Source organism: Streptomyces sp. NPDC001617 (genome assembly GCF_053596855.1).
This window is the reverse complement of record NZ_JBSFHA010000015.1, coordinates 64,496-75,813: the sequence shown is the minus strand read 5'-3', so window position 1 is coordinate 75,813 and position 11,318 is coordinate 64,496. Positions and strand designations below refer to the sequence as shown.

10 protein-coding genes are annotated in these 11,318 nt (G+C 69.1%); 9 read left to right on the top strand and 1 reads right to left on the bottom strand.

Annotated elements, in window-relative coordinates:
• Nucleotides 1-165: 165 nt before the first annotated feature.
• The 6 genes from ACWC09_RS14450 to ACWC09_RS14425 all read left to right on the top strand — a co-directional run bounded on the left by ACWC09_RS14450 (nt 166) and on the right by ACWC09_RS14425 (nt 7,204).
• Nucleotides 166-765, top strand: a complete 600-nt coding sequence (locus ACWC09_RS14450; protein WP_450850850.1) for a CGNR zinc finger domain-containing protein — start codon at nt 166-168, stop codon at nt 763-765.
• A 329-nt stretch (nt 766-1,094) separates the two neighbouring features.
• Nucleotides 1,095-1,616 carry a sigma-70 family RNA polymerase sigma factor gene (locus ACWC09_RS14445; RefSeq protein WP_010039908.1) on the top strand — a complete coding sequence of 174 codons (522 nt, stop codon included), beginning with the start codon at nt 1,095-1,097 and terminating at the stop codon, nt 1,614-1,616.
• The gene (locus ACWC09_RS14440; RefSeq protein WP_450850849.1) at nt 1,616-2,440 is read left to right on the top strand and encodes an anti-sigma factor family protein; all 825 of its coding nucleotides are present in this window, start codon (nt 1,616-1,618) and stop codon (nt 2,438-2,440) included. The genes ACWC09_RS14445 and ACWC09_RS14440 overlap by 1 nt, the downstream gene beginning before the upstream one ends.
• A gap of 69 nt (nt 2,441-2,509) precedes the next feature.
• Nucleotides 2,510-4,870, top strand: coding sequence for a HelD family protein (locus ACWC09_RS14435; protein WP_450850848.1), 2,361 nt, complete (start codon nt 2,510-2,512; stop codon nt 4,868-4,870).
• Between the two features lie 329 nt (nt 4,871-5,199).
• Entirely contained in the window at nt 5,200-6,612 is a 1,413-nt protein-coding gene (locus tag ACWC09_RS14430) for a malic enzyme-like NAD(P)-binding protein (RefSeq protein ID WP_450850847.1), read from the top strand.
• A 310-nt stretch (nt 6,613-6,922) separates the two neighbouring features.
• On the top strand, nt 6,923-7,204 hold the full coding sequence (locus tag ACWC09_RS14425) for an HU family DNA-binding protein (RefSeq protein ID WP_004000874.1): 282 nt from the start codon (nt 6,923-6,925) through the stop codon (nt 7,202-7,204).
• A 141-nt stretch (nt 7,205-7,345) separates the two neighbouring features.
• On the opposite strand, the gene murA is transcribed toward ACWC09_RS14425, so the two are convergent.
• Nucleotides 7,346-8,686 carry a UDP-N-acetylglucosamine 1-carboxyvinyltransferase gene (murA, locus tag ACWC09_RS14420; protein ID WP_450850846.1) on the bottom strand — a complete coding sequence of 447 codons (1,341 nt, stop codon included), beginning with the start codon at nt 8,684-8,686 and terminating at the stop codon, nt 7,346-7,348.
• A gap of 253 nt (nt 8,687-8,939) precedes the next feature.
• Here murA and ACWC09_RS14415 point away from each other — a divergent pair, with 253 nt between their 5' ends.
• The 3 genes from ACWC09_RS14415 to ACWC09_RS14405 all read left to right on the top strand — a co-directional run bounded on the left by ACWC09_RS14415 (nt 8,940) and on the right by ACWC09_RS14405 (nt 11,316).
• On the top strand, nt 8,940-9,512 hold the full coding sequence (locus ACWC09_RS14415) for a YqgE/AlgH family protein (protein WP_450850845.1): 573 nt from the start codon (nt 8,940-8,942) through the stop codon (nt 9,510-9,512).
• A gap of 30 nt (nt 9,513-9,542) precedes the next feature.
• Nucleotides 9,543-9,827 (top strand): DUF3039 domain-containing protein, encoded by a 285-nt coding sequence (locus ACWC09_RS14410; protein WP_450850844.1) that lies wholly within the window; start codon nt 9,543-9,545, stop codon nt 9,825-9,827.
• Nucleotides 9,828-10,020: 193 nt separating this feature from the next.
• Nucleotides 10,021-11,316 carry an extracellular solute-binding protein gene (locus ACWC09_RS14405; protein ID WP_450850843.1) on the top strand — a complete coding sequence of 432 codons (1,296 nt, stop codon included), beginning with the start codon at nt 10,021-10,023 and terminating at the stop codon, nt 11,314-11,316.
• Nucleotides 11,317-11,318: the final 2 nt, after the last annotated feature.

The window sequence follows — 11,318 nt, the reverse complement described above, 5'->3', positions numbered from 1 at the left end:
TCGTCACGTCTTTGGTGAACGGACGGCGACCCACTCGAAACATGGCCGAGACGCGCGCTCGCACAAGCACGCGTCCAACGAGGTCTTCCGGCCGCACGAGCGGGCAGGCACTGTTAGAGGGAACGGTTCCCCAGCCCCTGGTAACCCCTAGGCGGTGACAGGCACATGGCACTGGGTACGGCCACGGCCCCGTACGAGCTGCGGTTCGACGCAGGACGGATCTGCCTCGATCTCCTCGCGACCACCCATCCCGAGGAACGGTTCGACTCGGTCGAGGTGTTGTGCGCGTGGGTGGTGAGGGCCGGGCTGGTGCCACCGAGCACGTCGCTCGCGCACGCCGACGCCTCCTGGCTGGTCGGATTCCGGGAACTGCGGGGGCAGGTGGGGCAGTTGGTGCGGGGAGGGCTGGTCGCCGCCGTACCGAGGTCGTCGTACGACATCGCGCTCGCCCGGGTGAACGAGCTCGCCCGTGTCGCGCCGCCGGCGCCCCGTGCCGTCCATGGCGGAGACGGGGTGCTCGTGCGGGAGTTGGACGGGCCGCCGGAGTGCGCCGCGCTGCTCGGTGCCATCGCCAGGGACGCCGTCGAACTGCTCACCGATCCGGTCGCGAGAGCGGGTCTGCGGCAGTGCGAGGGGGACAACTGCCCGATCGTCTATGTCGATTCGTCCCGGGGGCGCAGGAGGCGCTGGTGCTCCAGTGAGGTCTGCGGGAACCGGGAAAGAGTCGCTCGGCACCGTCGGAGAGCCGCCCTCACGCGCGCCTAGGTGTCCGATATGCGCCTTCTGTGAGGGGAGGGCTACTGTGTTGTCGAAGTGATTTCGGCAACACTCCGTTTGTCATCGGCAACCCGCGGGCAGCTGGCGTGATCTTGCCGATGTGGCGGAAATGTAAAGATCGCGAGGGGGGAATGTGCTCTCATGTCCCTCTCATCACGACACCCCGAAGAAAACTGTCGTCGCGGTTTGAACATGACGCGCACCACATCCGTACCTGTGCACGAGCGACCGAACGGGGGAACCCCCGGACATCGGAGGTGGGCGTGCGCAAGGATTCCGTCGTGGCCAATGAACGTGGATCGAGGGCCCGACATCGCATGTCCCAGCCCTCGGAACCTGATGAGGAGCTGATGCGTGCCCTGTACCGGGAGCACGCCGGACCTCTCCTTGCATATGTACTGCGCCTGGTCGCCGGAGACCGGCAGCGCGCCGAGGACGTGGTCCAGGAAACGCTCATCCGTGCCTGGAAGAACGCCGGTCAGCTCAATCGAGCGACCGGATCGGTACGCCCCTGGCTGGTGACGGTCGCACGCCGCATCGTCATCGACGGCCACCGCAGCCGGCAGGCCCGGCCGCAGGAGGTCGATCCGTCGCCGCTGGAGGTCATCCCCGCGGAGGACGAGATCGACAAGGCGCTGTGGTTGATGACGCTGTCGGACGCGCTGGACGACCTGACCCCGGCTCACCGGGAGGTACTGGTCGAGACGTATTTCAAGGGGCGTACGGTCAATGAGGCGGCCGAGACGCTGGGCATTCCCAGCGGCACGGTGCGCTCGCGGGTCTTCTATGCCCTGCGGTCGATGAAGCTCGCACTGGAGGAGCGGGGGGTGACGGCGTGATGAGTGTTTACGGGGGAAACCAGGGATTCGGCACAGGTGGTTCGGGTATGTCTGGCTCCATGATGGGATCTCCGGGCCCGAGCGAGCATGAAACGGTCGGTGCCTACGCCCTCGGTATCCTCGACGACGCCGAGGCAACCGCTTTCGAAGCACACCTCGCGACCTGCGAGTGGTGCGCTCGGCAGCTCGACGAGCTCGCCGGGATGGAGCCCATGCTGGCGGCCCTCGCCGACCTGCCCGGAGCCGGTACGCCCGCCATCGGAGAGTCGCTGTCCGCGCGGCCCAGTCCACGGCTCGCGGAGAAGCTCGTCGACGAGGTCGCCGAACGCCGGGCCGTGAAGCGCCGCAAGGGCTTCTATCTGGTCGCGGCCGCGGCCGCGCTGATCATCGGCGGACCACTCACGGTGATGGCCGTGAACGGCGGCGGGGACTCGGGTACGACGACCGCCACACCTCTGTCGACCGGCGCCAAGGCGGCCTTCGGGACCCTGACCGACAAGGTCTCCTCGACGGACGCCTCCACCAAGGTCAAGGCGACCGTGGCGATGGAGCAGAAGGACTGGGGCACCTGGGGTGTCGTGGAACTCAGCAACGTCAAGGGCCCGCTGAAGTGCTCCCTCATCGCCGTCGGCAAGAACGGCGAGCGCGAGACGATGTCCACCTGGGCGGTCCCGAAGTGGGGCTACGGCATCCCGAACGGCAAGACCGAGGAAGCGAAGCAGCCCCTGTACGCGCAGGGCGGCGCCGCCTTCAAGCCCAATGAGATCGACCATTTCGAGGTCATGACCTTCGACGGCAAGAAGCTCGTCCAGGTCGACGCGTAGCTTTCGTAGCTATCCGGGGTCCCCTTCGCGTACGGTTGACGGCTGCCCAGCACGTCAGAAGGGGGCCCGGTGGCCGCTCAGGCTCAGCAGGAAACCGCGGTCGGCTCGGATCACGACTCCGTACGGGACCGAGAGATCAGCGTCGAACAGGAACACCTCGACCGGGTGTACCGGCGTCTCGAGGAGAAGATCCACGAGGCCGAGTTCCTGATGAACGACGCGGCCAAGCGGGGCCAGGTCGGCACGCCCGGCGCGCTCGCGGAGCGGGACGCCCAGGTCTTCCGGGCCGGCGTCCACCTCAACCGCCTCAACAACGAGTTCGAGGACTTCCTCTTCGGGCGCATCGACCTGCTGCTGGGGAAGGACGGCAAGAAGGGGCCCGACGGCGCCTACACCGCCGTCGAGCCTGCCGAGGGGGCCGTCCGGGACGACGGTACGGCCGACATCGCGGAGACCCTGCACATCGGGCGCATCGGCGTCCTGGACTCCGAGTACGCACCGCTGGTCATCGACTGGCGGGCACCCGCGGCCGCCCCCTTCTACCGCTCCACCCCCGTCGACCCCGGCCGGGTCGTGCGCCGCCGCGTCATCCGCTCCAAGGGCCGCCGGGTCCTCGGCGTCGAGGACGACCTGATGCGCCCCGAGCTCAAGGCCTCCCTCGACGGCCATGAGCTGCCCGTCATCGGCGACGGCGCCCTGATGGCCGCGCTCGGCCAGGCCCGCAGCCACACCATGCGGGACATCGTGGCGTCCATCCAGGCGGAGCAGGACCTCGTCATCCGGGCCCCTGCCGCGTCGGTGACATACGTCGAGGGCGGCCCGGGCACCGGCAAGACGGCCGTCGCCCTGCACCGCGCCGCGTATCTCCTCTACCAGGACCGGCGCCGGTACTCGGGCGGCATCCTGATCGTCTCGCCGACCCCGCTGCTGGTCGCGTACACCGAGGGCGTCCTGCCGTCGCTGGGCGAGGAGGGCCAGGTCGCCATCCGTGCGATCGGCTCCCTCGTCGACGGCGCGCAGGCCACGCTGTACGACTCGCCGTCGACGGCCCGCGCCAAGGGCTCGCACCGGATGCTGAGGGTGCTGCGGAAGGCGGCGCGGGGGGCGCTGGAGCTCGGGCGGCCAGGCGGGGGCGACTCCGGTCAGCTGTCCTTCGACGCCAGTGAGGTGCAGGCCCCCGCGGGGACCCCCACCCGTCTCCGCGTCGTCGCCTTCGGGCGCCGCCTCGAGCTGGAGGCGGGGGCGCTGGAACGGCTCCGCCGTATCGCCCTCGGGGGGACCGCCCCGGTCAACCTGCTGCGTCCCCGTGCGCGCAAGCTGCTCCTCGACGCGCTGTGGGAACAGTCCGGTGCCGCCGGCCGCCACACCGACCCGGAGCTGGCCGCCGAACTGCGCTCCTCCTTCGACGAGGACATGGTGTCGGAGGACTCCTTCGTCGAGTTCCTGAACGCCTGGTGGCCCGAGCTGACCCCGAAGGCCGTGCTCGACGCGATGGCCGACGAGCGGCGGCTCGGGCGTTGGGCGCGGCGGATCCTCAACCCCGGTGAGGTGCGGCGGGTGGCCCGTTCGCTGCGGCGCGACGGGTACTCCGTGCACGACATCGCCATGCTCGACGAGCTCCAGGCCGTCCTCGGCGTCCCCGCCCGCCCCAGAAGGAGACGCGAGCTGGACCCGCTGGACCAGCTGACCGGCCTCGAAGAGCTGATGCCGGTGCGCGAGGAGTCGCAACGGGAGCGGGCCGAGCGGCTGGCCCAGGAGCGCACCGAGTACGCGCACGTGATCGTGGACGAGGCCCAGGACCTCACGCCGATGCAGTGGCGCATGGTCGGCAGACGGGGGCGGCACGCCACCTGGACGGTCGTCGGAGACCCCGCCCAGTCCTCCTGGTCGGATCCTGACGAAGCGGCGGAGGCCCGGGACGAGGCGCTCGGTACCCGCCCCCGCCGACGCTTCGAACTCACCGTCAACTACCGCAACCCGGCCGAGATCGCCGAGCTGGCGTCCAAGGTGCTCGCCCTCGCCATGCCCGGCTCCGATTCGCCGAAGGCCGTACGGTCCACCGGTGTGGAGCCCCGCTTCGCCGTCGTACACGACTCGCTCGCCCAGACCGCCCGTCAGGAAGCCGCCCGTCTGCTCGACCGGGTCGACGGCACCGTGGGCGTCGTCGTCGCCATGCAGCGGCGCGAGGAGGCCGCGCGGTGGCTGGCCGGGCTCGGGGACCGCGTGGTGGCGCTCGGCAGCCTGGAGGCGAAGGGCCTGGAGTACGACGCCACGGTCGTCGTCTCACCCGCGGAGATCGCCGACGAGTCCCCGGCCGGCCTGCGGGTGCTGTACGTCGCCCTCACCCGGGCGACCCAGCAGCTCACGATCGTCTCGGGCGAGCGGGACCAGCCGGACGCGGAGGGAGTGCCGGACCTGCTCAGGGACTGATCGCCGGGGCCGACCGGATGAGAAGCGGATGAACTCTCGGCACGGGAATGGCCTTACGGGATCCGTTTGTTAGCCTGGACGTGGCACCGGCCCGATCCAAGCCCCCGGGCCCAACCTTCGTCGCTACGAGCGACCACTTGCCGCGAGGCGAGCATGGCGGGTCGGTGCCACTTGAGCGTGTGAGAGGCCCGCGTCACCGAAAGGCGACGCGGGCCTCTTCGTGCTGTGAACAAAACGTTCGCAATCCAGCGCGGCTAACGCCTACTCGGCAGTAGGTGCGACGATCGGACGGCATACCAGCGTCACGGTGAAAGCAGAGGAAGTCGGCCATGGCAACGGCGCCCAGCGTCTCCTACTCGATAACGGTCCGACTGGAGGTGCCCGCGAGCGGAACCGCGGTCTCCCAGATCACCACGGCCGTAGAGTCCCACGGAGGCTCGGTGACCGGCCTCGACGTGACCGCTTCAGGCCACGAGACACTCCGCATCGACGTCACCATCGCGGCGACCTCCACGGCCCATGCCGACGAGATCGTCCAGCAGCTGCGCGGCATCGAGGGCGTCACCCTCGGCAAGGTCTCGGACCGTACGTTCCTGATGCACCTCGGCGGCAAGATCGAGATGCAGTCCAAGCACCCCATCCGCAACCGTGACGACCTCTCCATGATCTACACGCCGGGCGTGGCCCGCGTCTGCATGGCGATCGCCGAGAACCCCGAGGACGCCCGCCGCCTCACCATCAAGCGCAACTCCGTTGCGGTCGTGACGGACGGCTCGGCCGTGCTGGGCCTGGGCAACATCGGCCCCAAGGCCGCCCTCCCGGTCATGGAGGGCAAGGCGGCCCTCTTCAAGCGGTTCGCCGGCATCGACGCCTGGCCGCTGTGTCTCGACACCCAGGACACCGACGCGATCGTCGAGATCGTGAAGGCGATCGCCCCCGGGTTCGCCGGCATCAACCTCGAGGACATCTCCGCCCCGCGCTGCTTCGAGATCGAGGCGCGGCTGCGCGAGGCCCTCGACATCCCCGTCTTCCACGACGACCAGCACGGCACCGCGATCGTCGTCCTGGCCGCCCTGAAGAACGCACTTCGCGTCACCGGCAAGGCAATTGAGAACATCCGCGTCGTCATGTCCGGTGCCGGCGCGGCCGGTACGGCCATCCTCAAGCTGCTGCTCGCCGCGGGCGTCAAGAACGCCGTCGTCGCCGACATCCACGGCGTCGTGCACGCCGGCCGCGAGGACCTGCGCGAGGCCGCCGCGGACTCGCCGCTGCGCTGGATCGCCGACAACACCAACCCCGAGGGCCTGACCGGCACGCTGAAGGAAGCCGTTCGCGGAGCCGACGTCTTCATCGGTGTCTCCGCCCCGAACGTCCTGGACGGCGCCGACGTGGCCGCCATGGCCGAGGGCGCCATCGTGTTCGCGCTCGCGAACCCGGACCCCGAGGTCGACCCGGCGATCGCCCGTCAGACGGCGGCCGTCGTGGCCACCGGCCGCTCCGACTTCCCGAACCAGATCAACAACGTGCTGGTCTTCCCGGGTGTCTTCCGCGGTCTGCTGGACGCCCAGTCCCGCACCGTCAACACGGACATGATGCTCGCCGCCGCGACCGCCCTCTCGGACGTGGTGACCGAGGACGAGCTCAACCCGAACTACATCATCCCCAGCGTCTTCAACGACAAGGTCGCGGGCGCGGTGGCCGGCGCGGTGCGCGAGGCGGCGAAGGCCGCGACGGCCTCCTAGGGCCTGTCCTGGTGGACGCGCCGCGAGGTGGACGTAGGCTGTGAGCATCGCCACGGCAAGGCCTTGCACCGGCGCGTCGTGGAACCCGGGCCTCCTGGTCGACGTTTATCGTGTCGGCCAGGCTCGGGAGCTCTCCTCGTGTGACACCCAAGGGTGTTCTCACGACTCCAGCGGGTGCCGGATTGGCTTTCCCGCAGCAGGTAGGGGCAGGATGCGTCCCTGGGCGCGAGCGCATCGGCTTCGCTGTGCCTCGCGTGCGGCCTAGCCGCGTGGCACACCCCAACGGCAAGAAGAACACGGGAGTAACAACATGAACCGCAGTGAGCTGGTGGCCGCGCTGGCCGACCGCGCCGAGGTGACCCGCAAGGACGCCGACGCCGTGCTGGCCGCGTTCGCCGAGGTTGTGGGCGACATCGTCTCCAAGGGCGACGAGAAGGTCACCATCCCCGGCTTCCTGACCTTCGAGCGCACCCACCGTGCAGCTCGCACCGCGCGCAACCCGCAGACCGGCGACCCGATCCAGATCCCGGCCGGCTACAGCGTCAAGGTTTCGGCGGGTTCCAAGCTCAAGGAAGCGGCCAAGGGCAAGTGACCTCGCCGTCCACACCTCGTGGGACGGTGTGGGGCAGGTAGGCAGTGCGATGGGGCGGCACCCGAATGGTTCGGGTGCCGCCCCATCGTTGTCGCGGTCACACATGGTCTCGACCGCCGACCGGGCTGGTTGTGGCCGGAGTCAGCCGAGCGCCTTGCCCGGCAGCTCGACCTTCGCGCCGAGCTCCACGAGCTTCTCCATGAAGTTCTCGTAGCCGCGGTTGATCAGGTCGATGCCGTGGACGCGGGACGTGCCCTGGGCCGCGAGGGCGGCGATGAGGTACGAGAAGCCGCCGCGGAGGTCGGGGATGACCAGGTCGGCGCCCTGGAGCTTGGTGGGGCCGGAGACGACCGCCGAGTGCAGGAAGTTGCGCTGGCCGAAGCGGCAGACCGAGCCGCCCAGGCACTCGCGGTACAGCTGGATGTGGGCACCCATCTGGTTGAGCGCGGAGGTGAAGCCGAGACGGGACTCGTAGACCGTCTCGTGGATGATCGAGAGGCCGGTGGCCTGGGTGAGGGCGACCACCAGCGGCTGCTGCCAGTCCGTCTGGAAGCCCGGGTGGACGTCCGTTTCGAGCGCGATGGACTTCAACTGGCCGCCGGGGTGCCAGAACCGGATGCCCTGGTCGTCGATCTCGAAGGCACCGCCCACCTTCCGGTAGGTGTTCAGGAACGTCATCATCGAGCGTTGCTGTGCGCCGTGGACGTAGATGTTGCCCTCGGTCGCCAGTGCCGCGGACGCCCAGGAGGCGGCCTCCAGACGGTCCGGCAGGGCGCGGTGGTTGTAGCCGCCGAGGCTGTCCACACCGGTGATGCGGATGGTGCGGTCGGTGTCCATCGCGATGATGGCGCCCATCTTCTGCAGCACGCAGATGAGGTCCTCTATCTCCGGCTCCACGGCCGCGTTCGAGAGCTCGGTGACGCCTTCGGCGAGCACGGCGGTCAGCAGGACCTGCTCGGTCGCGCCGACGGACGGGTACGGCAGCCGGATCTTCGTGCCGCGCAGCCGCTGCGGCGCCTCCAGGTACTGCCCGTCCGCGCGCTTCTCGATCCGCGCGCCGAACTGCCGCAGCACCTCGAAGTGGAAGTCGATCGGGCGGCCGCCGATGTCGCAGCCGCCGAGACCCGGGATGAAGGCGTGGCCGAGGCGGTGCAGCAGCGGACCGCAGAAGAGGATGGGGATGCGTGAAGAACCCGCGTGGGCGTCGATGTCGGCGACGTTCGCGCTCTCGACGTGCGAGGGGTCCATCACCAGTTCGCCCGGCTCCTCACCCGGACGGACCGTCACCCCGTGCAGTTGCAGCAGGCCGCGTACGACACGCACGTCACGGATGTCCGGAACGTTGCGCAGTCGACTCGGCGAGCTGCCCAGGAGGGCGGCGACCATGGCCTTCGGTACGAGGTTCTTCGCACCGCGGACACGGATCTCACCCTCCAGCGGGGTTCCGCCGTGGACAAGCAGGACATCGTCGTTGACGGTCATGTATCTCGCGTTCCGATGAGTGGGGCAGGGCCAGAAGGGAAAGGGTAATCGCCGCCTACCCCCCTTCTGTAAGCCCAAGTACCGCTCAGCTCCGTCATAGCTCTGTCACAACACGAACGGTTCCCTGTCGGGCACATGGGGTCACCGCCCCTCGCGCGTGCCCCCGGCATGCATCCGTCCGCCTGAGCTGCATTCCCCCTCCTTACGCGGATTGCCTCCCCACACCGACGGCAGATGCGGGATCATGTCTGGCATGACCGAGGTGTCCTCGCTCACAGGGCGGTTGCTCGTGGCAACGCCCGCCCTGGCGGACCCGAACTTCGACCGTGCGGTGGTGCTCCTTCTCGACCACGACGAGGAGGGCTCCCTCGGTGTCGTCCTCAACCGCCCCACCCCGGTGGACGTCGGTGACATCCTGGAGGGCTGGGCGGACCTGGCCGGCGAGCCCGGCGTCGTCTTCCAGGGCGGTCCGGTCTCCCTGGACTCGGCTCTCGGAGTCGCCGTCATCCCCGGCGGCTCCTCCGTCGACGGGGCTCCGCTCGGCTGGCGCCGGGTGCACGGCGCGATCGGACTCGTCGACCTGGAGGCCCCGCCCGAGCTGCTCGCCTCGGCCGTCGGGTCCCTGAGGATCTTCGCGGGATACGCGGGCTGGGGCCCGGGCCAGCTGGAGGACGAGCTCACGGAGGGCGCCTGGTACGTCGTGGAGTCGGAGCCCGGCGACGTCTCGTCCCCGTCCCCGGAGAGACTCTGGCGCGAGGTCCTGCGCCGCCAGCGCAACGAGCTCGCGATGGTGGCCACCTATCCGGACGACCCTTCGCTCAACTGATGCGTGTGAGCTTCAGTACCCTTGGCTGTTATGAGCACTCTTGAGCCCGAGCGCGGGACTGGTACGGGGACCCTCGTAGAGCCGACGCCACAGGTGTCCCACGGCGACGGCGACCACGAGCGCTTCGCCCACTACGTCCAGAAGGACAAGATCATGGCGAGCGCCCTCGACGGCACCCCCGTCGTGGCGCTCTGCGGCAAGGTCTGGGTGCCGGGCCGCGACCCGAAGAAGTACCCCGTGTGTCCCATGTGCAAGGAGATCTACGACTCCATGGGCGCCGGCGGTGGCGACAACGGCAAGGGCGGCGACAAGTAGGAGCCCTGCTCTCGATCTGAGTTCCGCGAGGCCCTCGGGGCGCGTTTCGGCGCGCTCCGAGGGCCTTTGTGTGTCACGAAGTGGTTGAGACCTCTTGTGGACATGTTCATGTAGTCCTTAGGCTCCGGGCGTTGTACAGAGCGAAACAGTCATTGCATATGTTGCAACGCACACGCTCGGAGGATCTCCCCCCATGAAGCTCCCCTCCCGCCTCGCCGCACTCCTCGCGGCAGCCGCGGTCGTCACCGCCTGTGCCCCCCAGACCTCCACCAACTCCTCCTCCGAGAAGGACGACAAGAGCGGCACCCTGCGCGTCTGGCTCTTCCAGGAGGTCGGCAACAAGCCCAAGGAGAAGGTCGTCGACTCCGTGGTCGCCGCCTTCGAGAAGGCCCACAACGGCACCAAGGTGGACGTCGAGTACATCCCCATCGACACCCGCGCCCAGCGCGTCAAGGCCGCCTTCAACGACCCCAAGTCCGCGCCGGACGTGATGGAGTTCGGCAACACGGACACCGCGGGCTACGTCAAGGACGGCGGACTCCTCGACGTCACCAAGGAGTTCGGCGCCTGGAGCGAGGCGAAGGACACCGACCCGACCGCGAAGACGTCCGTCACGGTCGACGGCAAGATCTACGGCGCCCCCTTCTACGTAGGCGTCCGCGCCCTGTACTACCGCACGGACGTCTTCAAGGACCTGGGCCTCGAACCCCCGAAGACCATGGCCGAGTTGGCGACGACCGCCCGCAAGATCCGCGCCGCGAAGCCGGACCTGTACGGCCTGGTGGTCGGCGGGGCCTACACGTACGGGGCGATGCCCTTCGTCTGGGCCAACGGCGGCGAACTCGCCACCGGCAAGAACGGCTCCTACGCCTCCGCCATCGAGAGCGCGGACGCCCAGAAGGGCGTCAAGGCGTACACCTCCCTCTTCACCGACGACAACTGTCCCGCCGCCAAGTGCGCGGGCATGGGCGGCAACGACACGATCACCGCGTTCGCCGCGGGCAAGGCGGGGATGGCGCTCGGGGGCGACTTCAGCCATACGGCGGTGGAGGCCGGGAAGGTCAAGGGCGAGTACGGGGTGGTGCCGCTGCCGGGGGTGACGGCGGGCTCGATCGCGCCGGCCTTCGCGGGCGGCAACAACATCGGGGTCCTCAAGAGCACGTCCCACCGCACACTCGCCGTCGATCTGATGGAGCAACTCACTTCGAAGAAGACGCAGGCGTCGATGTTCGACGCGATGGGCTTCCTGCCGACGTTCGCGGACGTACGGTCCCAGGTCGCGGCGAAGGCGCCGTATGTGAAGCCCTTCGCGCAGACACTGGCGGCGGGCACGAAGTTCGTGCCCGCCTCGCCCGCCTGGTCGCAGATCGACTCACAGCTGGTGCTGCCGACGATGCTGCAGGAGGTCATCAGCGGGAAGAAGGACGTGGCGGCGGCCTCGAAGGAAGCGGCGAAGAAGATGAACGCCGCGTTCAGCTCTGTGGGTTGAGC

Excerpts from the sequence above, each read along its gene's own strand:
- ACWC09_RS14450 (WP_450850850.1), top strand. The coding sequence starts at position 166 with ATGGCACTGGGTACGGCCACGGCCCCGTACGAGCTGCGGTTCGACGCA.
- ACWC09_RS14445 (WP_010039908.1), top strand. The coding sequence starts at position 1,095 with ATGTCCCAGCCCTCGGAACCTGATGAGGAGCTGATGCGTGCCCTGTAC.
- ACWC09_RS14440 (WP_450850849.1), top strand. The coding sequence starts at position 1,616 with ATGAGTGTTTACGGGGGAAACCAGGGATTCGGCACAGGTGGTTCGGGT.
- ACWC09_RS14430 (WP_450850847.1), top strand. The coding sequence starts at position 5,200 with ATGGCAACGGCGCCCAGCGTCTCCTACTCGATAACGGTCCGACTGGAG.
- ACWC09_RS14425 (WP_004000874.1), top strand. The coding sequence starts at position 6,923 with ATGAACCGCAGTGAGCTGGTGGCCGCGCTGGCCGACCGCGCCGAGGTG.
- murA (WP_450850846.1), bottom strand. The coding sequence starts at position 8,686 with ATGACCGTCAACGACGATGTCCTGCTTGTCCACGGCGGAACCCCGCTG.
- ACWC09_RS14415 (WP_450850845.1), top strand. The coding sequence starts at position 8,940 with ATGACCGAGGTGTCCTCGCTCACAGGGCGGTTGCTCGTGGCAACGCCC.
- ACWC09_RS14410 (WP_450850844.1), top strand. The coding sequence starts at position 9,543 with ATGAGCACTCTTGAGCCCGAGCGCGGGACTGGTACGGGGACCCTCGTA.
- ACWC09_RS14405 (WP_450850843.1), top strand. The coding sequence starts at position 10,021 with ATGAAGCTCCCCTCCCGCCTCGCCGCACTCCTCGCGGCAGCCGCGGTC.